Origin of the sequence: Curvibacter sp. APW13 (assembly GCF_032337135.1) — a bacterium.
Lineage (GTDB): Bacteria > Pseudomonadota > Gammaproteobacteria > Burkholderiales > Burkholderiaceae_C > Allorhodoferax.
The window spans coordinates 446330-470978 of sequence record NZ_JAVXZZ010000002.1 but is presented as its reverse complement, the minus strand read 5'-3'; the positions used below and the strand labels follow the sequence as shown (position 1 = coordinate 470978).

Sequence of the window (24649 nt, the reverse complement as noted above, 5' to 3'; positions counted from 1 at the left end):
CCGACGTGAACAACAACACCATGACCGCTACGCCTTTGGTGACCTTCGAGAAGGTACAGAAGACCTACGACGGCCACTCGCTGGTGGTGCGCGACCTGAACCTGGAGATCCAGCAAGGTGAATTCCTCACCCTGCTCGGCCCCTCGGGTTCAGGCAAGACCACCACGCTGATGATGCTGGCCGGATTCGAGTCCCCCACCTCTGGCGAGATCAAGCTCGCCGGGCGCCCCATCACCCGCACACCGCCACACAAGCGCAACTTCGGCATGGTGTTCCAGAACTACGCCCTGTTCCCCCACATGACGGTGGCGCAGAACGTGGCCTACCCGCTGCAGGTGCGCAAGATGCTGGCCGACGAATGCGACCTGAAGGTCAAGCGTGCGCTGGAGATGGTACAGATGGGCGGCATGGGAGCACGCTACCCCGCGCAGCTCTCCGGTGGCCAGCAGCAGCGCGTGGCCCTGGCGCGCGCGCTGGTGTTCGACCCCCAGCTGGTGCTCATGGACGAGCCGCTGGGCGCGCTGGACAAGCAGCTGCGCGAACACATGCAGATCGAACTCAAGCAACTGCACCGCGAACTGGGCCTGACCTTCGTCTACGTGACGCACGACCAGTCCGAGGCACTGACCATGTCGGACCGCGTGGCCGTGTTCAACGACGGCGAGATCCAGCAGATCGATGTGGTGACCAACCTCTATGAGACGCCATCGAACCGCTTCGTCGCCAACTTCGTCGGTGACAACACCGTGTTCAACGCCACGGTTACCACGACCACGGCCCAGCACTGCGAGGTGCGCCTGCCCTGCGGCACGCTCATGACCGGGCTGAACGTGAACGGCGTGCACACCGGAGCCAAGGTGCAGGCCTGCGCCCGCCCGGAGCGCATCGTCATCCACACCGGGCAGAACAAACCCTGCGACAACAGCATCCGTGCGGTACTCAACGACGTGATGTATTTCGGCGACCACCTGCGCCTGCGCTGCACCGTGCAGGAGCAGGAGGAAGCCACGGTCAAGATTCCCCTTTCCAGCATGACAGTCCCCACGCCCGGCCAGGCGCTGTGGCTGCACCTGCCCCCCGAGCACATGCGTGTCTACCGCTGACACGACTGCACTTTCCCTTCCTTCCTTTTCCCAACCCTTCCTTTTCAGGAGACAGCCCATGAAATTGAAACCCATCGTTGCCGCAGCCGCCGTGCTGGTGTCCGCAGCCGCCTTTGCCCAGTCGCAGATCACCGTGGTGAACTTCGGCGGTGCCAACGGCAATGCCCAGAAGAAAGCCTACTTCGAGCCCTTCGAGAAGGCCACCGGCACCAAGGTTGTCGGCGTGGAATACAACGGCGAGCAGGCCAAGATCAAGGCCATGGTGGAAGCCAAGAACATCACCTGGGACGTGGTGGAAGTGGAAAGCCCTGACGTGACCCGCGGTTGCGACGAAGGCCTGTTCGAGAAGCTGGACTACAGCAAGATCGGCAACAAGGCCGACTTCACCCCCGCCGCTGTGCACGAGTGCGGTATCGGCGTGTTCGTGTGGTCCACCGTGATGGCCTACAACGCCGACAAAATCAAGAACGCCCCCACCACCTGGGCCGACTTCTGGGACGTGAAGAAGTACCCCGGCAAGCGCGGCATGCGCAAGGGCGCCCGCTACAACCTCGAGTTCGCCCTGATGGCCGACGGCGTGGCACCTGCCGACGTCTACAAGGTGCTGGCCACCAAGGACGGTGCCGAGCGCGCATTCAAGAAGATGACCGAGCTCAAGCCCAACATCCAGTGGTGGGAAGCCGGTGCACAGCCGCCCCAGTTCCTGGTGGCTGGTGACGTGGCCCTGACCACCGTGTACAACGGCCGCATCGACGCAGCACAGCGCGAGGGCAAGAACCTGGGCATCACCTGGACCGGCGGCATCTATGACCTGGACTACTGGGTCATGCCCAAGGGTGGCAAGAACCGCGACGCGGCTCTGAAGTTCATCGCCATGGCTTCCAGCGCCAACGAGCAGTCCGAATACGCCAAGCTGATCTCCTACGGCCCGACCAACACCAAGGCACTGGCCAAGCTGGACAAGGCCGTGCTGGACAAGCTGCCCACCTCGGCCGCCAACAGCAAGACCGCGCTGCAGTTCAACGTGGGCTTCTGGGCTGACCAGGGCGAGGCTCTGGAAAAGCGCTTCGCTGCCTGGGCTGCACAGTAAACCTTGAGTGATTGACGGGATCGAAATGACATCCACCACGACTGCTTCCACCGCCCCCACGGTCTTGCCTGCCGATCTGGCCGGGCAACTCAAGCGGGCCGAGCGCCGCAAGCGGCTGCTTTCGATCTCGTTGACCCTGCCGCTTCTGGGCTTCCTCGTCGTCATCTTCCTGGTGCCCATTGCGGCGCTGCTGATGCGCGCCGTGGAAAACCCGGAAGTCGCCGACACGCTGAGCCGCACCGGCACAGCGCTGTCCCAGTGGGACCGCAAGTCGATTCCACCGGATGCGGCCTATGCGGCTGTCATTGCCGACCTGTCCGGCATCACCGAACAGGCCGACGCGGGTGCCCTGGCACGCCGCCTCAACAGTGAAGTCAGCGGCGCCCGCTCGCTGATCATGACCACCTACCGCGCGCTGCCCCTGGCCGAAGGCCTGTCGCCCGCGCAAGTCCACCAGCGCATGCTCGAAATCGACCCGCGCTGGGACGAGCTGCCCTACTGGCAAGCCATCGCCAAGAACAGCAACCGCTGGACGCCGGACTACCTGCTGGCCTCCATTGACCTGCAGCGCAACGCCCAGGGCGATATCGAGCGCGTCCCCGAGGAAGCGGCTGCATTCGGCAAGATCCTGCTGCGCACCTTCCAGATCAGTGCCGTCGTTACCCTGGTATGCCTGCTGCTGGGCTACCCACTGGCCTACTGGCTCTCCACCCTGACTGCACGCCAGGCCAACCTGTGCATGATTCTGGTGCTGGTGCCGTTCTGGACCTCCATCCTGGTGCGTGTGGCGGCCTGGATCGTGCTGCTGCAGAGCAACGGTCTGGTGAACCGTGGCCTCATGGGGCTGGGTTTCATCGACGAACCCCTGGCCCTGCTGTTCAACCGCCTGGGCGTCATCATCGCCATGGTGCACATCCTGCTGCCCTTCATGATCCTGCCGCTGTACAGCGTCATGAAGTCCGTGCCCCCGAGCTACCTGCGTGCCGCCGTATCGCTGGGCTCCTCGCCGCTGGCTGCCTTCTTCAAGGTCTACGTGCCGCAGACCTACCCCGGCATCGGTGCCGGTGGTCTGCTGGTGTTCATCCTCTCCATCGGCTACTACGTGACCCCGGCCCTGCTGGGCGGTGCCGATGACCAGATGCTGAGCTACTACATCGCCCAGTACACCAACGTCAACGTGAACTGGGGCATGGCCTGCGCGCTGGGCGCCGTACTGCTCTTCACCACCCTGGCCCTGTACGGTGTGTACCGCAAGGTGGGCAAGGCCGAACTTAGCCTGGGATAAACCGAAATGCTCAAGATACTCTTTCCCGACTTTCCGGCCTACGCCACCGTCTTCGACAAGCTGGGCTGGTACGCCTTGCGCCTGGGCTGCATCAGCATCCTGCTGTTCCTGCTGCTGCCCATCCTGGTCATCATCCCGCTGTCGTTCTCGAACAGCTCGTTTCTGGCCTACCCCATTCCGGGCTGGTCGCTACAGTGGTACGACAACCTGTTCAATTCCGACGACTGGGCCCGCGCCACGCGCAACAGCTTCATCGTGGCACCGCTGGCGACGCTGCTGGCCACGGTGCTGGGCACCATGGCCGCGGTGGGGCTGTCGCGCGTGAACTTCCTGGGTAAAAGCACGCTCATGAGTCTGCTGATCTCGCCCATGGTGGTTCCCATCGTCGTGGTGGGCGTGAGCACCTACCTGTTCTTTGCCAAGATCGGCCTGTCCGACACCTATACCGGCCTGATCCTGGTGCACGCCGCACTGGGGGCGCCCTTCGTGGTAACCACCGTGCTGGCCACGCTGCAGGGCTTCAACCACAACCTGGTGCGCGCATCCCTGAGCCTGGGAGCCGGGCCGCTGGAAACCTTCTTCCGCGTCACCTTGCCCATCATCGCCCCGGGCGTGATCTCTGGCGCGCTGTTTGCCTTTGCCACCTCGTTCGACGAAGTGGTGGTGACACTCTTTATTGCCGGCCCCACGCAGGTCACGCTGCCGCGCCAGATGTTCACCGGCATCCGCGAAAACATCTCGCCCACCATTGCCGCCGTGGCCACACTGCTCATCATCTTCACCACCGCGCTGATGCTGGGTCTGGAGTGGCTGCGCGGACGCCGCCGCTGATAGCGGCCCACCACAGGAACTTCCACCATGCCAGTGTCAGTCCGATATCTTGTCCACACACTGCTGCTGTACACCGCAGTGGCGCTCGGCGCCGCCCAGGCCCAGTTGCCATTGACCGTGGTGAACTTTGGCGGTGCCAACGGCAAAGCACAAAACCAGGCCTTCATCCAGCCATTTGCACGCGAACAAGGGGTCGCCACCACCAGTGCCGAATACAACGGCGATCTGGCTGCCATCCGTGCCCAGGTGCAAACAGCTGAGGTCCGCTGGGATGTTGTGGAAGTCGAGTCGGTCGACCTGCAAAACGGTTGCGACGAGGGTCTGTTTGAGCTTTTCGACCGCAACAACCTGCCGCACGCAGGCATGCTGCTACCAGGCACCATCAAGGACTGTGGCGTGGGCGCCTTTGTCTGGTCCACCGTACTGGCGTACAACAGCAAACGCCTGCGCGATGCACCTCGCAGTTGGGCCGACTTCTGGGACGTGCAACGCTTTCCAGGCAAACGCGGACTGCGCAAGGGCGCCCGCTACAACTTGGAAATAGCCCTCATGTCCGATGGCGTGCGTCGGCGCGACGTGTACCATCTGCTGACCACTGAGGCCGGGGTGGAACGTGCCTTTAAGCGACTCGAACAACTCAAACCCCACATCGTCTGGTGGGAGTCGGGAGCACAGCCTGTGCAGCGATTGGCCAGCGGCGACGTCAGCCTGTCCAGTGCCTACAACGGACGCATCGCCGCAGCCCAGAGCGAAGGCCAGGACGGCTTGCAGATCGGCTGGAACGATGCCATTTACGAGCTCGACTACTGGGCCGTGGTCAAGGGCTCCGCTCGTGCCCGGCAGGCGCGTGATTTCATCCGCTACGCCACCTCGGAAGAACCGCAACTGGCCTTCTCCCGCGCTATTCCCTACGGCCCGACCCACATCAACGCCATCCTGCGTTACGACAGCGGGCGTGCACGCGCCAGTGCCGACAGTTCGCACCTGGTGGATCTGTCGCTGGTACCCAGCGAGCTGCCTTCGGCGCCTGGCAACCTGCGCCGCTCGCTGGCACTGGATGCCAAGTTCTGGATACAGCGGGGGGCAACTCTGGAGCGGATGTTCCAGCAGCGCATGCTATGAAAACACCCGCAAACACCCTACCGCAGACAGCCCCCACCACGCCCCAGGCCGCAGCGCAAGGCACACGGCGCTGGACGCGGCTCAAGCCCACGCGCCTGCGTACCCGGCTCTGGCTGGGCTTTGGCCTGTTGCTGGCACTGCTGCTGGCGGTGTCCACCATGTCGGCAGTGCGCATGCGCTCCATGAATTCGGCGCTGGACTACTACGCCAGCACCACCACCCCGTCTCTGGAGGCTGTGCGCCAGTGGCAATCGTTGGCCTCCTCCATCCGCATGCTGCAAGCCCAACACCTGATGACGGTGTCGCTGGAAGAGATGGCACCGCTGGAAAGCAGCATTGCCCAGTCTTTCACCGAATTGCAAAACTCCATCAAGGCGCAAGAATCCCATCTGCTGGATGCTCAGGACCGGGAATCATGGCAAACACTGCTGGAAAGCACCACTTTGGCCGCAACCAATTGGGAAAAGGTCAAGGAGGTGTCCCGCGAATCGGTGCAGGCACCTGAACGCGTCGAAGAAGCACGGCGCCTGTTTACCGGCAAGTCCGAGCGGCTGTTCCGAGCCACCCTCAAAGCCCTGGACGAGCAGTGGCAAAACAAAACCCGCTCTGCCGTGCTATTGGCCGAAGAGGGAAACAGCACCTACCAGCGCTCGGTGGCATTGCTGGCCATGGCAGGTGTACTGGCACTGGTGCTGGGCACTGGCGCTGCCTACTTGGTGATGCGCTCGGTCACACGCCAGATCGGTGGCGAGCCGCGCGAGGTGGCCCAGCAGGCCTTGCACATCGCTGCCGGCGACCTGCGCTCCCCTGCAGACAATGTGGTTCACAGCGGAAGCGCTGCCGACAGCATTGCCGCCGCCATGGACACCATGCGCACGCGCCTGGCCCAGGTGGTGGGCGACGTACGCGACAGCAGCGACGGCGTGGCCAGCGGCTCCGCTGAGATTGCGGCAGGCAATGCCGACCTGAGCCAACGCACCGAAAACCAGGCCCGTGACCTGCAGGAAACCGTGGGCTCCATGGAACAGCTCACCCACACCGTCAAACGCAATACCGAGCACGCCAACGAAGCCAGCGCGCTGGCTGCCACCGCCAGCCAGGTGGCCAGCAAGGGCGGTGCCAGCGTGGCCCAGGTGGTGCAGACCATGCAGGAACTGGCCAACTCTTCCGCCACCATCAGCGAGATCACAGGGGTGATCGACGGCATAGCCTTCCAAACCAACATCCTGGCCCTCAACGCCGCAGTGGAAGCGGCCCGCGCAGGCGAACAAGGACGCGGCTTTGCCGTGGTGGCCGGCGAGGTGCGTGCCCTGGCCCAGCGGTCGGCGCAAGCCGCGAAGGAAATCCGCAAGCTTATCGGCGACAACGTGAACAAGGTGCACGAGGCCTCCCGCCAAGTGCACGGAACCGGAAGCGCCATTGAGGACATCGTGGCCCATGTGCAGCGTGTGGACGCCCTGGTGCAAGAAATTCGCACCGCCACCACACAGCAGTACGACGACATCAGCCACGTCGGCAGTGCCATCACCCGTATCGACCAAGCTACCCAGCAAAACGCCGCACTGGTGGAAGAGATCAGCGCTGCTGCCGAAAGCCTGCGCGCCCAGGCCGCCCACTTGGCCCAAGCCATGGCCGTGTTCCAACTGGAGAACACACGCCACAACCAGCTAATCACATTGAACTGAAACTGCCGCCCATGCCTACATCGCCCAATCAACCGCTTTCCGGTAACGCCATGCCGCGCTTTGGCGGCATCGCAAGCATGATGCGCCTGCCCGTGGCGACCTCGGCCCAGGGATTGAACGCCGCCTTCATCGGCGTACCGCTGGACACCGGCACCAGCCACCGCCCCGGTGCCCGCTTCGGGCCGCGCCAGATTCGCGCCGAGTCCTGCCTGCTGCGCCCTTACAACATGGCCACCGGGGCCGCCCCGTTCGACGCGCTGCAGGTGGCCGACCTGGGCGACGTGCCCATCAACACCTACTCGCTGCAGAAGTCGCTGCCCATCATCACCGACTTCTATGCCGAGGTCCTGAAGCACGGCTGCATTCCATTGACGCTGGGCGGAGACCACACCATTGCGCTGCCCATCCTGCGCGCCATCGCCGCCAAGCACGGCCCGGTGGCATTGGTGCATGTGGATGCCCACGCCGACATCAACGACGACATGTTCGGCGAACGCATCGCCCACGGCACACCATTCCGCCGTGCGGTGGAAGAAGGCCTGTTGGCCTGCGACAAGGTGTACCAGATCGGCTTGCGCGGTACCGGCTATGCAGCCGACGACTTTGACTGGCCGCGCAGCCAGGGATTTACCGTGGTGCCCGCGCACGAGGTCTGGTACCAGTCGCTCGCCCCGCTGATGGCCCAGGTGCGGCAACGCATCGGCTCCACGCCGTGCTACCTGAGCTTCGACATCGACGGCATTGACCCGGCCTACGCCGGCGGGACCGGTACCCCCGAGGTTGGCGGGCTGACCGTGCCGCAGGCGCTGGAAATCGTGCGCGGCTGCCGCGGCCTGAATCTGGTGGGTGCCGACCTCGTGGAAGTTTCGCCCCCGTACGACCCCTCGGGTAACACCGCCCTGCTGGGCGCCAACCTGCTGTACGAGATGCTGTGCGCATTGCCCGGCGTGCCTCTGCGCTGACCCCAACACACCCTAACTGGATCTACCTGACCCATCTTTAGCGGCACCCAGCGTAGAGCCAATTTCAACTATCTTCGCACTGTTCACCTTTTGTATCTTCCATAAGCAGAGACAACCATGACCTCTCCGTTAAGCCAACTCAAAGACCCCAGCCTCTTGAAGACCGACGCCCTGATCAACGGGCAGTGGGTTGCTGGCGCCAGCCGCTTTGACGTCTGCAACCCCGCCACCGGCGAGAAGCTGGCCGATGTGGCCAACCTCGGCGCTGCCGATGCGAAGCTTGCCATCGACGCCGCCAACGCCGCCTGGCCTGCCTGGCGCAACAAGACCGGCAAGGAGCGCTCCATCATCCTGCGCAAGTGGTTTGACCTGCTCACCGCCAACACCGACGACCTGGCCCGCATCCTGACCGCCGAGCAAGGCAAGCCCTTTGCTGAAGCCAAGGGCGAGATCGCCTACGGTGCCTCCTTCGTGGAGTGGTTTGCCGAAGAAGCCAAGCGCGTCAACGGCGAGACCCTGCCCCAGTTCGACAACAACCGCCGCCTGATGGTCCTGAAGCAGCCCATCGGCGTGTGCGCGGCGATTACGCCCTGGAACTTCCCCCTGGCCATGATCACCCGCAAGGTGGCCCCTGCCCTGGCTGCCGGTTGCCCCGTGGTCATCAAGCCGGCTGAATTGACTCCGCTGACCGCCCTGGCTGCCGCCGAGCTGGCCATCCGTGCCGGTATCCCGGCCGGTGTCATCAACATCCTGAGCGCTGACGCTTCCAACTCCATTGCCGTGGGCAAGGAGATCTGCGCCAACGACGTGGTGCGCCACCTGAGCTTTACCGGCTCCACCGAAGTGGGCCGCATCCTCATGGCCCAGTGTGCTCCCACCATCAAGAAGCTGGCGCTCGAATTGGGTGGCAATGCCCCCTTCATCGTGTTCGACGATGCCGACATCGACTCCGCCGTGGAAGGTGCCTTTGCCAGCAAGTACCGCAACGCCGGCCAGACCTGCGTGTGCTCGAACCGCCTGTATGTGCAAGAAGGCGTGTACGACGAGTTCGTCACCAAGTTCGCTGCCAAGGTGAAGACCGCCAAGGTGGGCAATGGCTTTGACGAGGGTGTGAACCAGGGTCCGCTGATCGAGGAAGCCGCCGTGGCCAAGGTGCAGCGCCATGTGGACGATGCCGTGGCCAAGGGTGGCCGCGTGGTCGCCGGGGGCAAGGCGCTGGGTGGTCTGTTCTTCGAGCCCACGGTGGTGGCCGACGCCACGGCCGACATGCTGTGTGCCAAGGAAGAGACCTTCGGCCCCTTCGCGCCGGTGTTCAAGTTCAAGACCGAGCAGGAAGCCATTGATGCGGCCAACAACACCGAGTTTGGCTTGGCCAGCTACTTCTACAGCCGCGACATCGGGCGCATCTACCGCGTCGGTGAAGCGCTGGAGTACGGCATGGTGGGTTGCAACGTGGGCATCCTGGCCACCGAGCACGTGCCCTTCGGCGGCGTGAAGCAGTCCGGCCTGGGCCGCGAAGGCAGCCACTTCGGCATGGACGACTATGTCGAGATCAAGTACCTGTGCATCGGCGACATCCTGAAGTAATGCAAGCCCTGCAGCCGCTACGTTTCCAGTAGCGGCCTACGCAATAACGGCGCCGGGTGGCGCCGTTTTTTATTGCATGTCTAGTCCTGCAAGCGCAGGCAGGAGCATGGTTGCCTCCTCCCGCCTTTCGTGTCCCGCAGTGCCAGATCGAGGGTTTTCCCTTAGAATATTTTTTACATATCTTGTAAATATATTTGTAAGATACGTACATCAACCACTGAACTCCCTGCAAGGCACACCCCATGACACTCCCGAAATGGCAAGGCATCTTCCCCGCCATCACCACCAAGTTCCACGCCGATGAATCCCTGGACCTGCAAGGCACGGCCAAGCACATCGACTACCTGATCCGCAACGGCGTGCACGGCCTCGTCACCTGCGGCTCGCTGGGCGAAGCCAGCACCCTCACCCTGGAAGAAAAGCTGCTGGTGGCGGACTGCGCCCTCAAGGCCAGCGCCGGGCGCGTACCCGTGCTGGCCAACGTGTCCGAAACCTCCACCCGCGAGGCCCTGCGCTACATCCGTGGCGCCAACGCCCTGGGCGTGGACGGCTACATGGTCATGCCCTCGGTGATCTATGCCGCCGATGCCCGTGAAGCCATGGCCAACGTGCGCGCCATGGCCGAAGAGGCCCAGAAGCCCATCATGGTCTACAACAACCCGGTGGCCTACAAGGTCGACCTCAAGCCCGAGCACATGGCCGAGCTGGCCGACTGCAAGTGGATCGTCGCCATCAAGGAAAGCACCGACAACATCCGCCGCATCACCGACCTGCGCAACCTGCTGGGCAACCGCTACCAGCTGTTCATGGGCGTGGACGACCTGGCCTACGAAGGTCTGGCCCTGGGCTGCGACGGCCTGCTGGCAGGCGTGGGCTGCACCTTCCCGCGTGAAAACGTGGCCCTGTACAACCTGATGAAGGAAGGGCGCTTCGCCGAAGCGCTCAAGATCTACCAGTGGATGACCCCCATGCTGCACCTGGATGTTTCCACCAAGCTGGTCCAGAACCTCAAACTCATCGACGTCGTGGCCGGCGTCAGCACCGAGCACATGCGTCGCCCCCGTCTGCCCTTGGTAGGATCGGAGCGCGACGCGGTGATTGCCATTGTCCAAAAGGCACTGGAAACCCGCCCGCAGGAATACAGGTCACAGGCCTGATACGGATTAGCGTTCCCGTACACCTCCCCCGTTGCCAACTCCCCGTCCGTGCGCGAGCACGGCAGGGTGAAGCAACGCGGTGGTGCGCTGGAGGGCCGGTCCGTTGGAGTTCCGACTTTCTGTCAAACCAATCTCCCAAAAGGAAATGAAGATGCAACGTACGCGTTCGACGACCCCCTTGTTTGCAGCGCTGGCGCTTACCCTGGCCGGCCATGCGGTGGCACAGGAGCAAGTCGTCAAGATCGGCCAGACCGGCCCGCTCTCCGGCCCCAACGCCTTTGCTGGCAAGGACAACGAAAACGGCACCCGCCTGGCCATTGAGGAACTCAATGCCAAGAAGCTGCAGGTGGCCGGCAAGACCCTCAAGTTCGAGCTGCAGTCCGAAGACGACCAGTGCGACCCCAAGTCGGGCGTGGCCGTGGCACAGAAGCTGGTCGACAGTGGCGTGAAATACGTCATGGGCCCCTACTGCTCGGGCGTTGCCATTCCGGCCTCCCGCGTCTATGACGACGGTGGCGCCCTGGTATCCACCGTGGGCACCAACCCCAAGGTTACCGAGGGCGGCTACAAGCACCTGTTCCGCATCATCGCCGGGGACAACCAGATCGGCTCCAGCATGGCCATGTATGCCGCCAAGGTCATGAAGGCCAAGACTGCCGCCGTGGTGGACGACCGCACGGCCTTCGGACAAGGCGTGGCAGCGGAATTCATCAAGGAAGCCAAGGCCCAGGGCCTGACCATCGTCGGCCAGGAATACACCACCGACAAGGCGACGGACTTCTCCTCCATCCTCACCAACATCAAGGCCAAGAAGCCCGACGTGATGTTCTACGGTGGCTATGCCCCGCAGGCCGCCCCCATGGCGCGCCAGATGAAGCAGCTCGCCGTCAACACCAAGATGCTTGGTGGCGACACGCTGTGCAGCCCCGAAATGGGCAAGCTCGGTGGCGACGCGGTCAACGAAGTGGTGTACTGCGCCCAAGGCGGCTCCATGCTGGACAAGACCAACGACGGCCCGGCCTTCAAGGCCAAGTACAAGAAGCAGTTCAACCTGGACGCCGACGCCTACGCGGCCTCGTTCTATGACCAGATGATGCTCATCGGCCTGTCCATGGCCAAGGCCGGCTCCACCGACCCCGCCAAGGTGGCGGCCGAACTGCGCAAGGGCAGCTACAAGGGCGTAGCCGGCACCTATGCCTACGACGACAAGGGCAACATGAAGCAGGCACCGATCACGGTGTACACCTTCAAAAACGCCCAGGCCACCCCGCTGGCCAGCTATTGACGCACGCACCCGTGCACACCACGCAGCCTGCCAGCCACTGCACCCGGCGGTTGGTAAGCTGCACCCTGCGGGCAGTCCCTACCGGGGCTGCCCTTTTTTCCCGCCCCGGACTGACAACCCTTTTCCACCACGAAGCGCGCCATGACCCTGCAATCGATCCACGTCATCGACTCCCATACCGGCGGTGAGCCCACCCGCGTGGTCACCGGTGGTTTTCCCGACCTGGGCAGCGGCAGCATGCGCGAACGCCTGGAGCGCCTGCGCGCCCACCATGACGACTGGCGTGCCGCCTCCATGCTCGAACCGCGCGGCAACGACGTACTGGTGGGCGCCTTGCTGTGCACGCCGGTCAACCCGGCCGCGGCCGCAGGCGTGATCTTCTTCAACAACACCGGCTACCTGGGCATGTGCGGCCACGGCACCATCGGCCTGGTGGCCACGCTGGCCTACATGGGCCGCATCGGTGCCGGCGAACACCTGATCGAAACCCCGGTGGGCGACGTGCGCGCCACCCTGCACGACGACCGCACGGTGAGCGTGCGCAACGTACCCGCCTACCGCCACGCCCGCGCCGTGCCGCTGCGCCTGGACGACGGCAGCACCATCACCGGTGACATCGCCTGGGGCGGCAACTGGTTCTTCCTGGTGGCCGAGCACGGCCAGCGGGTTGCGCCGGACAACATCGCCGCCCTGACCCACTACACCACCCGCATCCGCCAGGCCCTGGCGGCCCAGGGCATCACCGGCGCCAACGGCGCAGAGATCGACCACATCGAACTGTTCGCGGAGGATGAAAGCGGGTTCGCCGCCGGGCCGCCCCAAGGCGAACGCGCCCCCTTGGGGGGCAGCGCAGCCGACGCAGCGGCAAGCGTGGGGGCCAGATGCCACAGCCGCAACTTCGTGCTGTGCCCCGGCATGGCCTACGACCGCTCGCCCTGCGGCACCGGCACCAGCGCCAAGCTGGCCTGCCTGGCGGCCGATGCCACCCTCGCCCCCGGCGCCGTGTGGCGCCAGGCCAGCGTGATCGGCAGCGTGTTCGAAGGCAGCTACACCCTGGCCGACACACCGGGCCACATCATCCCGACCATCCGCGGCCAGGCCTGGATCAGTGCCGAAGCCACGCTGCTGCTCGACCCCACCGACCCCTACCGCTGGGGCATCCGCGCGTGACCCAACGGCAAGTCGATGTTCTGGTCGTCGGCGGCGGCATCGTCGGTGCGGCCTGTGCGCAGGCGCTCGCGGCGGCTGGCCGCCAGGTGCTGGTGCTGGACGACCAGCGCCGCAGCGCCACCGCCGCCGGCATGGGCCACCTGGTGTTCATGGACGACAACCCGGCAGAGATGGCCCTGTGCGCCCACTCGCTGGCTGCCTGGCGCAGCTGGGCGCCCGCATTGCCGACGCAGGCCGCCTACCACCGCTGCGGCACCCTGTGGGTCGCCGCAGACCAGGCCGAGCAGGACGAAGCTGAACGCAAGCAGCGCCGCCTGCAGGACCAGGGCGTGGCCAGCCACTGGCTCGATGCGCGTGCCCTGGCCCATACCGAGCCCCTGCTGCGCCCCGGCCTCACGGGCGCACTGCAGGTGCCCGACGACGCCATCGTCTATGCCCCCGTGGCGGCACGCTGGCTGCTGCAGGGCGCACCCGGCCATGCGCGCATCACGCTGCACCAGGCCAGCGTGAAAAGCCTGGAGCCCCATGGCGTGGAACTGGTGGGCGGGGAACGCATCCGCGCCCAGGCCGTGGTGGTGGCCGCGGGCTGGAGCGCTGCGGCCCTGTGCCCGACCCTGCCACTGCGCGCCAAGAAAGGCCAGTTGCTCATCACCGACCGCTACCCCGGCGCCCTGCACCACCAGCTGGTGGAGCTGGGCTATGTCACCAGCGCCCACCACGCCCAGGGGCCCAGCGTGGCCTTCAATGCCCAGCCGCGCCCGACCGGGCAGCTGCTGATTGGTTCCTCGCGCAACTACGACGACACCGACCCGGCCGTGGACGCCGCCATGCTGCGCGCCATGCTGGAGCGCGCCTGCACCTACCTGCCGGGGCTGCGCCACTGCAACGCCATCCGCACCTGGACCGGCGTGCGCTGCGCCACCCCCGACGGCGTACCCATCATCGACGCACACCCCCAGTTGCCCGGTGTGTGGCTGGCCGTGGGCCACGAAGGCCTGGGGGTGACCACGGCACCGGCCACCGGGACGCTGATGGCTGCCTTGGTACACGGTACGAGCGCGCCCCTGGACGCTGCCCCCTACCGGGTCACCCGTTTCACCGCTGCAGAACACCATGCCCCTGCCCACTGAACCGGCGCGCGTCGCCTTCACGCTCAACGGCCAAGCCTGCACGGCCGACCATGGCATCAGCCTGATGGCTGCCATGGCCAACGCCGGGCAAGCCACCACACGCATCAGCGTAGGCGGCGAAGCCCGCTCCGCCCTGTGCGGCATGGGGGTGTGCCAGGAATGCCGCGTCACGGTGGACGGCCAGCGCCGCCTGGCCTGCCAGACCCCGGTATGCGAAGGCATGGTGGTACAGCGCCTGGACGGCAACGAGCCGGTGCCACAGCCCCTCCCTTCGGCTCCCGCAGGCCAGGCCACGGCACACTGCGATGTGCTGGTACTGGGCGCCGGCCCTGCGGGTCTGGAAGCCGCACAGGCTGCCGCCGAGGCGGGCGCGCAGGTGGTGCTGGTAGACGACAACCCGCTGCCCGGCGGGCAAATCTGGCGCCAGCGCCCCGGCGCCCCCTCCGAGGCCCACGCACTGACACGGCGCATCGACGCCCAGCGCACGATCGAGCGCCACAGCGCCACCCGCGCCGTGTCCTTTCCCGCGCCCGGGCAGGTACTGCTCGAAGGCCCGGACTCCGCCTGGGTGCAGTCCTACCAGCACCTCATTCTCTGCAGCGGCGCACGCGAACGCCTGCTGCCTTTTCCGGGTTGGACGCTACCCGGCGTCACCGGCGCCGGTGCCCTGCAGGCCCTGGTCAAGGCAGGCACCCAGGTGGCGGGGCAACGCGTGGTCGTGGCCGGTAGCGGGCCCCTGCTGCTGGCCGTGGCCCACACCCTGCGCGAACACGGCGCCCAGGTGCCGCAGGTGGCCGAACAAGCCCCCTGGAGCGCCATGATCGGCACAGCGGCCGCGCTGTGGCGCTGGCCGGGCAAGCTGGTACAGGCTGCCCGACTGCACACCGCCGCCTGGCAGCCCGGCACGGTAGTGGTGCGGGCCCTGGGTACCGAGCGGCTGGAAGCCGTGCGCCTGCGCCAAGGGGCGCGCGAGTGGGAGCAGGCCTGCGATCGGCTGGCTTGTGGTTATGGGCTGGTACCCAACAACGCCCTGGCGCGCTTGGCCGGATGCACCGTGGACGCAGCCGATGCGGTCGTGGTGGACAGCCAGATGGCCACCAGCGTGGCCGGCATATGGGCAGCGGGCGAGCTCACGGGCCCAGGTGGCAGCGAGCGCGCCCGCGTGCAGGGACGCATGGCCGGGTATGCCGCGACCGGACAGACCGAGCGCGCCCAGAACCTTCGCGGTGAGCTGCGACGCTGGCAAGCGTTTGCCGACACCATGGCACACGGCTTTGCCTTGGGCGAATCGGTGCGCCAGCTGGCCGACGACGACACGGTGCTGTGCCGCTGCGAGGACTTGACCGTGGGCGAAGTGCGCCACGCGGGCGGCTGGCAGCAGGCCAAACTGCAGACGCGCTGCGGCATGGGCCCCTGCCAGGGGCGCACCTGCGCCACCGCGGCCCAAACCCTGTGGGGCTGGGAAACACCGGCACCGCGCGAACCTGTGGTGCCAGTACGCATCGACTCCCTGCTGCAGCGTTAGCATTGCACCATGCCCAGCAGCGAACGCCCCCCCATCAAGCTCCGTGCCGCCGACCAGGCCTACGAAGCCATCGAAGTCCTGATCTCCACCTTGCGGCTGGAGCCCGGCTCCCCCATCGTCGAAGCCGATCTGGTGGCCATGACCAGCCTGGGCCGCACCCCGGTGCGCGAGGCCCTGCTGCGCATGGTCTCCATCGGCCTGATCCAGCAGCAGCCGCGCCGCGGCCTCGTGGTGTCGAACATCGACCTGGCCGACCACCTCGACGTGATCCAGACCCGCCGCGCACTGGAGCGCCTCATCGCCGCCTGCGCCGCCCGCCGCGCCACGGCCATGCAGCGCCAGGAGGTACTGCGCCGCGCCCAGGCCATGGTGGACGCCGCGGCCCAGGGCGACCTCGATGCCTACATGCAGGCCGACCATGCGCTCGACGTCGTGATCCACCTCGCCAGCCAGAACCAGTCGGCCGTGCAATGCGTGCTGCCGCTGATCGTGAAATGCCGCCGTTTCTGGTACGCCTACCAGCACGAAGGCGAAATTGCCGAAGGGGCGCGCCACCACCTGGCACTGGCCCAGGGCATCGCCAGCGCCAACGAATCCGCCGCCATGCTGGGCGCCGACCAGCTGATGGACTACCTGGAAAAATTCGCCCGCCGGGTGATCAACAACTGAAAAAGAACCATGACCTCTCCGTTAAGCCAACTCAAAGACCCCAGCCTCTTGAAGACCGACGCCCTGATCAACGGGCAGTGGGTTGCTGGCGCCAGCCGCTTTGACGTCTGCAACCCCGCCACCGGCGAGAAGCTGGCCGATGTGGCCAACCTCGGCGCTGCCGATGCGAAGCTTGCCATCGACGCCGCCAACGCCGCCTGGCCTGCCTGGCGCAACAAGACCGGCAAGGAGCGCTCCATCATCCTGCGCAAGTGGTTTGACCTGCTCACCGCCAACACCGACGACCTGGCCCGCATCCTGACCGCCGAGCAAGGCAAGCCCTTTGCTGAAGCCAAGGGCGAGATCGCCTACGGTGCCTCCTTCGTGGAGTGGTTTGCCGAAGAAGCCAAGCGCGTCAACGGCGAGACCCTGCCCCAGTTCGACAACAACCGCCGCCTGATGGTCCTGAAGCAGCCCATCGGCGTGTGCGCGGCGATTACGCCCTGGAACTTCCCCCTGGCCATGATCACCCGCAAGGTGGCCCCTGCCCTGGCTGCCGGTTGCCCCGTGGTCATCAAGCCGGCTGAATTGACTCCGCTGACCGCCCTGGCTGCCGCCGAGCTGGCCATCCGTGCCGGTATCCCGGCCGGTGTCATCAACATCCTGAGCGCTGACGCTTCCAACTCCATTGCCGTGGGCAAGGAGATCTGCGCCAACGACGTGGTGCGCCACCTGAGCTTTACCGGCTCCACCGAAGTGGGCCGCATCCTCATGGCCCAGTGTGCTCCCACCATCAAGAAGCTGGCGCTCGAATTGGGTGGCAATGCCCCCTTCATCGTGTTCGACGATGCCGACATCGACTCCGCCGTGGAAGGTGCCTTTGCCAGCAAGTACCGCAACGCCGGCCAGACCTGCGTGTGCTCGAACCGCCTGTATGTGCAAGAAGGCGTGTACGACGAGTTCGTCACCAAGTTCGCTGCCAAGGTGAAGACCGCCAAGGTGGGCAATGGCTTTGACGAGGGTGTGAACCAGGGTCCGCTGATCGAGGAAGCCGCCGTGGCCAAGGTGCAGCGCCATGTGGACGATGCCGTGGCCAAGGGTGGCCGCGTGGTCGCCGGGGGCAAGGCGCTGGGTGGTCTGTTCTTCGAGCCCACGGTGGTGGCCGACGCCACGGCCGACATGCTGTGTGCCAAGGAAGAGACCTTCGGCCCCTTCGCGCCGGTGTTCAAGTTCAAGACCGAGCAGGAAGCCATTGATGCGGCCAACAACACCGAGTTTGGCTTGGCCAGCTACTTCTACAGCCGCGACATCGGGCGCATCTACCGCGTCGGTGAAGCGCTGGAGTACGGCATGGTGGGTTGCAACGTGGGCATCCTGGCCACCGAGCACGTGCCCTTTGGTGGCGTGAAGCAGTCCGGCCTGGGCCGTGAGGGATCTCACTTCGGCATGGACGACTATGTCGAGATCAAGTACCTGTGCATCGGCGACATCCTGAAGTGATGCAAGCCCTGCAGCCGCTACGTTTCCAGTAGCGGACTACGCAATAACGGCGCCGGGTGGCGCCGTTTTTTATTGCCTAATCGGTCGAAACCACGGCCGAACCCGGTGCATGCAGCCAGGGCTCCCACTCGGACGGTGGAATCGCTTTCGACAGCAACCAGCCCTGCATCAGATCGCACCCCTGGGCACGCAGGAAGCGACGTTGGGTTTCGGTTTCCACCCCCTCGGCGAGGGTCTGCATGCCCAGTGAACGCGCCAGCTGGATGGTGGCGGTTATGATGGATTCGTCGGCCACATCCTCGCCGATGTGGCGCACGAAGCTCTGGTCGATCTTGAGCTTGTGGAAGCCCAGGCGGCGCAGGTAGGACATGGACGAATAGCCGGTACCGAAATCGTCGATGGCCACGCGCACGTCCATGGCGCGCAACTGGCGCATGGTGTGCTCGGCCTTGCGGGTGTCACCCATGGCCACCGATTCGGTGAGTTCCAGTTCCAGGCAATGGCCTGGCAGCCCAGTTTCGTGCAGGACGCGCTCCACCATCAACACGAAATCGGTCTGACGGAACTGGATGAACGACACATTCACGGCCATGACCCAGTTGCGCCCGGCAAAGTCCCAGTTACGGGCCTGCTGGCAGGCCTGGCGCAACACCCATTCACCGATGACCAGAATCTGGCCGGCACTCTCGGCCACGGGGATGAACTCCACGGGCGAAACCATGCCAAGAATCGGGTGCGTCCAGCGCAGCAGCGCCTCGGCACCGGCTACACGGCCACTGTCCAGTCGGGCCAACGGCTGGTACATCACGGTCAGCTCGCCGCGCTCCACGGCCTTGTCGAGCGCCGACGACAGCTCCAGCAGGCGCTCGGAGCGCACTTGCATCGCCTGGGTAAAGAAGCGAACCCCGTTGCGCCCCTCCTGCTTGGCCTGGTACATCGCCGTATCGGCATTGCGCAGCAAGGTGTCGAGGTCGGTCGCATCGTCGGGAAACATCGCAATGCCTATGGACGCCGTCACCCCGGACTGGAACGGCCCCAGGTCAAACGGTGCATGCAGCGCATGCTGCAGCCTTTGGGCCATGCGCACCGCACCATCCCCGTCGATGTCGTCCAGCACCATCACAAATTCGTCTCCGCCCATGCGGCAGGCAATGTCGGTGTCGCGCAAGCTCTGCTGCAGCCGTCGTGCCACTTCCATGAGCATCTTGTCGCCTAGCGCGTGCCCCAGAGAGTCGTTGATGTTCTTGAAATGGTCGATGTCCAGAAACACCACCGCCATGGCCTGACCGTGCCGATGCGCGCGCGCTGCCGCCTTGTCGAACAGGCGACGCAACTGTGCCCGGTTGGGCAGGCTGGTCAGGTGGTCAAAGTCCGCCAGTCGCGCGATTTCCGCCTGATCCTGCACCCGCTCGGTCACATCACGCGAGAGCACCATGGCCGTGGCCTTGCGGCCAGATGCGGGGGCCTTGCGCGCGGCCGACAATTCGAACCAGTGAACGCCATCCGGCAGGCCCAGTGAAATGCGCTGCCCCGTGGAGTGACCCTGGGCTATGGCCTCTTGAATGCAATGCAGTACCAAAGCCGATTGCTCGGGTGGCATGACGTCGGCCACCCGCTTTCCCAGCAAGGCTTCACGCTGGGCAACCAGGAGGTCTGGCTGGTTGGCATGAACCTGCAGGTAGCGGCCTTCACCGTCCATCTCGAACAGCAGGTCGGGCACGGCCCGCAGCGTGGCTTCCATCTCATCGCGCTGCGCCTGCACCTGCGCCACAGCCTCGCGCACGCGACGGCGCAGCCACATCGAAACCAGCACCAGGGCGAGTGCTCCCCCCGCCGCGGCAATGAACGAGTGCACGACCCACTCGGGAATCGGCGACTCGGCGTGCACGCCACTCCATTCCCGCAGAACTTCGTAGTACGGGGATCCGGCATCCGCCTGCCACTGCTGTAGACGCGCATCGATGGCAGCCAGCACATCGGCCTGGCGATCCTTCCCGGCTGCGAAGTACAGCTTGGCGGGGTTGAACAGCACCGGGCTTCCGACCAAGCCGTAGGCCGGCGCGCTGTAGTCACCGAAGTGGTAGCTGGACGCAGCGACATCCGCTTGGCCCTGCTGAACCATCGAAAAGGCAGCGGCCACGGTCGGTGTGGCAACGAACTCGGCCTGAACGCCCATGCCTTCAAGCAACGCGCGCAGAGAATCCCGTTGCACGCCGCTGGCCAACACCGCTACGCGTTTGCCCCGCAGGTCCACCACCGACTCGATCTTCGTTCCCGGCCGCCGGTACAACTGCGACCAGCTGCTCAGTGCAGCCACTGCATGGAAGTCAAAACGTGCTTCGCGCTCGGACGTGCGTGCAACGTCCGGCATGATGTCCAGTTCCCCTTGCTCCAGACGCCTGAGGCACTCCTCCCATTCGCAGGACTGGAATCGCAACTCCCAACCCTCGACCTGCGCGATGTCCTTGAGCAAGGCAATGAAGACGCCGGTAGCGTTGCCGCCATCTTCGAAGAAGATTTTTGGAGGGTTGTTGTAGACACCCACGCGCAAGACGCGCTCTGCTGCCATGGCGCCCATGGAGCACGCCAGGCTCCAGACCACCAAAAGGTAACGCACCCAGTTCAACCACTGACCCATCCGAACTCCTGCGCACCTGCGCCATGGACTTACCCAAGAGGACCCGGCCCTCGCCAGGGGCACGGCATGCCCACCATGGTAGTACGAAACAAGGCACTTGCCACGGATTGATTCGCACGACCGGGAGCCACGACGCGAAGCCGCTAGAATCTGTCGGATCGCGGGTGTCGTTCAATGGTAGGACTCTTGCTTCCCAAGCAAATAACGTGGGTTCGATTCCCATCACCCGCTCCACATCCCTTGCCCTGCTGGGATACACCCTCTGGCACGGGCACCGCTGAAGGCCTGCCATGACTGCCTTTCCATTGCGCCTGCTTTCTGTTGTGCTGCTACCCATCCTGGTGGGCGCCTGCGTCGCCCCGCCTCCGACCCCGGCACTTTCCTACAGCATCCCAGCCCAGCCGGAAGGCAGCTCAGGCTATACCGACAAGCCTGGCTGGCATACGCAACGCTTCGCCGTGGCAGCCGCCAACCCCTTGGCTACCGACGCGGGATTGCAGGTGTTGCGGGCCGGCGGCAGCGCGGTGGACGCTGCTATCGCCGTGCAGATGGTGCTGACCTTGGTGGAACCCCAATCCAGCGGTATCGGTGGCGGCGCATTCCTGCTGCACTACGACGGCCAGAACGTGGCAGCATTTGACGGGCGCGAGACCGCCCCCGCCGCAGCGACGGAAAACCTGTTCCTGCAGCCAGACGGCAAGCCCATGCCCTTCATGGCAGCCGTGGTTGGTGGGCGTTCGGTGGGTGTGCCGGGCACGGTGCGCATGCTGGAGCTGGCCCACCGGCAACACGGCAAGCTGCCTTGGGCGCAGCTGTTCATCCCCGCCATCACGCTGGCTGACAACGGATTCAAGGTGAGCCCCCGGCTGCATACCTTGCTCGCCAGCGAAACCCAACTGGCCAAGGATCCGGCAGCTGCCGCCTACTTCTTTGACGCCAGCGGCAAGCCTTGGCCCGTGGGGCATGTGCTGAGAAACCCCGAGCTTGCAGCCGTGCTGCGCGCCCTGGCCACCCAGGGCAGCCGCGCCCTGTACGAAGGGCCGGTGGCCCAGGCCATGGTGGCCAAGGTGCAAGGACACCCCACCAACCCAGGCACGCTATCGATGGTCGATTTGGCCAACTACCAGCCCGTGCAGCGCCAGGCCTTGTGCCACCCGTATACCACCTCCGCCGGGCGACATCTGCGGCTGTGCGGCTTCCCACCACCCAGCTCGGGCGCCATTGCCATCGGGCAGATGTTGGGCATGCTGGCCCATACGCCTGCGCAAACACTGCCGCTGGGAACCGACGGTCTGCCGACACCGCAGTGGCTGCACTGGTACACCGAAGCGGCGCGCCTGGCGTTCGCCGACCGCGCCCAATACGTGGCCGACCCGGCCTTTGTGTCGGCACCCGGCGGTGATTGGATGTCGATGCTGGCCCCGGATTACCTGGCCCAACGCGCACGCAGCATTGGCGCCACGTCCATGAAGGTGGCCCAGCCCGGGCAGCCTGGCACGGTGCGCACCAGCTTTGCGCCCATGCCAGCCCAACCCGAGTACGGCACCAGCCACATCAGCGTCGTGGACGCGCAAGGCCATGCCGTGGCCATGACCACCACCATTGAAGACGCCTTCGGTGCGCGGCAGCTGGTGAAGGGTTTTCTGCTGAACAATGAACTCACTGACTTCAGCTTTGCCCCCCGCGACGCCCAAGGCCGCCCGATTGCCAACCGTGTGGAGCCCGGCAAGCGGCCGCGCTCCAGCATGTCACCCACGCTGGTATTCGACGCCGACACCAAGGCCTTGCTGATGAGTGGTGGCAGCCCCGGCGGTGCGCTCATCATCCACTACACCGCCAAGACCCTGTGGGGCACCTTCAACTGGGGCCTGAATGCGCAGCAGGCCATCAACTTGCCGAACTTTGGCTCCACCAACGGCCCCACCGTGCTGGAGGAAAAGCGCTTCCCCGCAGCCACCCTGCAGTCCCTGCAAGCCATGGGCCATGAGGTGCGTGAGATCGGCATGCCCAGCGGCTTGCAGGCGATCCAGAAGACATCCACCGGCTTCTTCGGCGGCGCCGATCCGCGCCGCGAAGGCGTCGTGCTGGGGGACTGAACGCCGTGCCATCCATTCTCTTTGTGTGCATGGGCAACATTTGCCGTAGCCCAACGGCACACGGTGTGATGCAGCACCTGGTGGAGCGCGCCGGTCTGGCGCACCACATCGAAGTGGATTCAGCAGGTACCCACAACTACCACCCGGGTGAACCGCCAGACGAACGCTCGCAAGCCCATGCGCACCGGCGCGGCTACGACCTGAGTACCCAGCGCGCACGCCAGGTGCGTCTGGAAGACTTTGCGCACTTCGACCTGATCCTGGCCATGGACCGGGAGAACCTCGACCGGCTGGAAGCCCACTGCGGCCCCGAGCACCGACACAAGCTGGGGCTGCTTACCCGCTACTGCACGCGCCACACCGATGCGGTGGTGCCCGACCCCTACTACGGGGGCGCTGCCGGATTCGAGCATGTACTCAACCTGGTGGAAGACGCCTGCGAGAACCTGCTGCGCCAGTTGCAAACCGAACGCCCATGAAAAAGGGGCCCGCGGGGCCCCTTGCATGTTGCGATGCGTCGCGTATCGCGAGCGCCTGATCAGGCCGCCAGCACCTCGTCCAGAATGCCCATGGCTTCTTCGAACACGCTGTCCTCGATGGTCAGCGGGAACAGGAAGCGCACGGTATTGCCGTACACGCCGCAAGTCAGCAGCAGCAGGCCCTTTTTCAGCGCAGCTTGCTGCACGCGCTTGGTCAGGTCCGCATCGGGCGCGCCGGTCGTGGCATTCACGAAATCGCAGGCCACCATGGCACCCAGGGCGCGGATATCGCCCATGGTCTTGTTCGATGCCTTGGCCTTCTCCAGACGGGCCTTCAGTCGCTGACCCAGCACATTGGCACGGTCACAGAGCTTTTCTTCCGCCATGATGTCCAGCACGGCGTGGGCAGCTGCCACCGCCAGGGGGTTGCCAGCATAGGTACCGCCCAGACCACCGGGGTTGGGAGCGTCCATGACTTCGGCACGGCCGACCACGGCAGACAGGGTGGTACCGCCGGCCATGCTCTTGGCCATGGTCATGAGGTCGGGCGACACGCCGTAGTGCTCCATGGCGAACATCTTGCCGGTACGGGCAAAGCCAGTCTGCACTTCATCGGCAATCAGCATGATGCCGTGCTCGTCACACAGGGCGCGCAGCCACTTGGCGGCTTCGGCATGGATCGGGTTGAAACCACCTTCGCCTTGCACCGGCTCGAAAATGATCGCGGCCACACGGCTGGGTTCGATGTCGCACTTGAAGAGCTGTTCAATGCCCTTCTTGGCGTCAGCCAAGGACTCCTCGCACTGGGGGAAGGGAGCGTGGTACACCTCGGGTGCAAACGGGCCGAAACCGGCCTTGTACGGTTGCACCTTACCGGTCAGACCCACGGCAAAGAGGCTGCGGCCATGGAAGCCGCCGCCGAAGGCAATGACACCACCACGCTTGGTGTGGGCACGGGCGATCTTGATGGCGTTTTCCACCGCTTCAGCACCGGTCGAGAAGAAGGCGGTCTTGGCCGGGCCGGCGATGGGCACCAGCGCGTTGATGCGCTCGGCCAGAGCCACGTACTCGGCGTAAGGCACCACCTGGTAGCAGCTGTGGGTAAAGCGCTGCAACTGGGCCGCGATGGCGGCCTGGATACGGGGGTGCACATGGCCGGTGTTCAGTACCGCGATACCGCCAGCGAAGTCGATGAAGCGACGGCCTTCGATGTCCCAGAACTCAGAGTTCTTGGCGTGGTCGATGAAGAAGTCGCCCATCACGGCCACACCACGGGGCGTTGCGGCCAGACGGCGTGCGTGCCATTCGGCGTTGGTACCGGCCTTTGCGCTTGCGGGGTTCATTACTGCGTTCATG

The 24649-nt window shown here is 65.2% G+C and carries 19 protein-coding genes and 1 tRNA gene; 18 read left to right on the top strand and 2 right to left on the bottom strand.

What is annotated here, in order from left to right; genetic code table 11:
• Positions 1-20: 20 nt before the first annotated feature.
• The 15 genes from RQP54_RS10480 to RQP54_RS10410 all read left to right on the top strand — a co-directional run bounded on the left by RQP54_RS10480 (position 21) and on the right by RQP54_RS10410 (position 18080).
• A complete protein-coding gene (locus RQP54_RS10480) occupies positions 21-1103 on the top strand; it encodes an ABC transporter ATP-binding protein (RefSeq protein ID WP_315678817.1) in 1083 nt (360 codons plus the stop codon).
• A 58-nt stretch (positions 1104-1161) separates the two neighbouring features.
• Positions 1162-2193: an ABC transporter substrate-binding protein gene (locus tag RQP54_RS10475; protein ID WP_315678213.1), complete on the top strand. Its 1032-nt coding sequence runs from the start codon at positions 1162-1164 to the stop codon at positions 2191-2193.
• 25 nt (positions 2194-2218) lie between these two features.
• On the top strand, positions 2219-3478 hold the full coding sequence (locus tag RQP54_RS10470; protein ID WP_315678212.1) for an ABC transporter permease: 1260 nt from the start codon (positions 2219-2221) through the stop codon (positions 3476-3478).
• Between the two features lie 6 nt (positions 3479-3484).
• Entirely contained in the window at positions 3485-4309 is an 825-nt protein-coding gene (locus RQP54_RS10465) for an ABC transporter permease (protein WP_315678211.1), read from the top strand.
• A 27-nt stretch (positions 4310-4336) separates the two neighbouring features.
• Positions 4337-5431, top strand: a complete 1095-nt coding sequence (locus RQP54_RS10460) for an ABC transporter substrate-binding protein (RefSeq protein ID WP_315678210.1) — start codon at positions 4337-4339, stop codon at positions 5429-5431.
• Positions 5428-7116 (top strand): methyl-accepting chemotaxis protein, encoded by a 1689-nt coding sequence (locus RQP54_RS10455; protein WP_315678209.1) that lies wholly within the window; start codon positions 5428-5430, stop codon positions 7114-7116. Before RQP54_RS10460 ends, RQP54_RS10455 begins: the two co-directional genes overlap by 4 nt.
• A gap of 11 nt (positions 7117-7127) precedes the next feature.
• Positions 7128-8078, top strand: a complete 951-nt coding sequence (gene speB, locus RQP54_RS10450; protein WP_315678208.1) for an agmatinase — start codon at positions 7128-7130, stop codon at positions 8076-8078.
• A 117-nt stretch (positions 8079-8195) separates the two neighbouring features.
• Positions 8196-9665 carry an NAD-dependent succinate-semialdehyde dehydrogenase gene (locus RQP54_RS10445; protein WP_315678200.1) on the top strand — a complete coding sequence of 490 codons (1470 nt, stop codon included), beginning with the start codon at positions 8196-8198 and terminating at the stop codon, positions 9663-9665.
• 242 nt (positions 9666-9907) lie between these two features.
• Positions 9908-10822: a dihydrodipicolinate synthase family protein gene (locus RQP54_RS10440; RefSeq protein WP_315678207.1), complete on the top strand. Its 915-nt coding sequence runs from the start codon at positions 9908-9910 to the stop codon at positions 10820-10822.
• A 151-nt stretch (positions 10823-10973) separates the two neighbouring features.
• Entirely contained in the window at positions 10974-12107 is a 1134-nt protein-coding gene (locus tag RQP54_RS10435) for a branched-chain amino acid ABC transporter substrate-binding protein (protein WP_409997552.1), read from the top strand.
• A 147-nt stretch (positions 12108-12254) separates the two neighbouring features.
• Positions 12255-13277 (top strand): proline racemase family protein, encoded by a 1023-nt coding sequence (locus tag RQP54_RS10430; protein WP_315678816.1) that lies wholly within the window; start codon positions 12255-12257, stop codon positions 13275-13277.
• Complete coding sequence (locus RQP54_RS10425; protein ID WP_315678203.1) at positions 13274-14407, top strand: FAD-dependent oxidoreductase; 1134 nt, start codon at positions 13274-13276, stop codon at positions 14405-14407. The genes RQP54_RS10430 and RQP54_RS10425 overlap by 4 nt, the downstream gene beginning before the upstream one ends.
• Entirely contained in the window at positions 14391-15932 is a 1542-nt protein-coding gene (locus tag RQP54_RS10420) for an FAD-dependent oxidoreductase (protein WP_315678202.1), read from the top strand. The genes RQP54_RS10425 and RQP54_RS10420 overlap by 17 nt, the downstream gene beginning before the upstream one ends.
• Before the next feature lie 9 nt (positions 15933-15941).
• Positions 15942-16601 (top strand): GntR family transcriptional regulator, encoded by a 660-nt coding sequence (locus RQP54_RS10415; RefSeq protein WP_315678201.1) that lies wholly within the window; start codon positions 15942-15944, stop codon positions 16599-16601.
• Between the two features lie 9 nt (positions 16602-16610).
• A complete protein-coding gene (locus tag RQP54_RS10410; RefSeq protein WP_315678200.1) occupies positions 16611-18080 on the top strand; it encodes an NAD-dependent succinate-semialdehyde dehydrogenase in 1470 nt (489 codons plus the stop codon).
• Positions 18081-18156: 76 nt separating this feature from the next.
• Here RQP54_RS10410 and RQP54_RS10405 read toward each other — a convergent pair whose 3' ends face one another.
• Positions 18157-20718: an EAL domain-containing protein gene (locus RQP54_RS10405; RefSeq protein WP_315678199.1), complete on the bottom strand. Its 2562-nt coding sequence runs from the start codon at positions 20716-20718 to the stop codon at positions 18157-18159.
• Between the two features lie 160 nt (positions 20719-20878).
• On the opposite strand from RQP54_RS10405, the gene RQP54_RS10400 reads away from it, so the two are divergent.
• From RQP54_RS10400 to RQP54_RS10390, 3 genes are all read left to right on the top strand, one after another.
• Positions 20879-20952: transfer RNA gene (locus tag RQP54_RS10400), tRNA-Gly, on the top strand.
• 56 nt (positions 20953-21008) lie between these two features.
• Positions 21009-22814, top strand: coding sequence for a gamma-glutamyltransferase family protein (locus tag RQP54_RS10395; protein WP_315678198.1), 1806 nt, complete (start codon positions 21009-21011; stop codon positions 22812-22814).
• 5 nt (positions 22815-22819) lie between these two features.
• Positions 22820-23293, top strand: a complete 474-nt coding sequence (locus RQP54_RS10390; RefSeq protein ID WP_315678197.1) for a low molecular weight protein-tyrosine-phosphatase — start codon at positions 22820-22822, stop codon at positions 23291-23293.
• 59 nt (positions 23294-23352) lie between these two features.
• Here the strand turns inward: RQP54_RS10390 and gabT are convergent, their stop codons facing one another.
• Positions 23353-24648, bottom strand: coding sequence for a 4-aminobutyrate--2-oxoglutarate transaminase (gabT, locus tag RQP54_RS10385; protein WP_315678195.1), 1296 nt, complete (start codon positions 24646-24648; stop codon positions 23353-23355).
• Position 24649 lies beyond the last annotated feature (1 nt).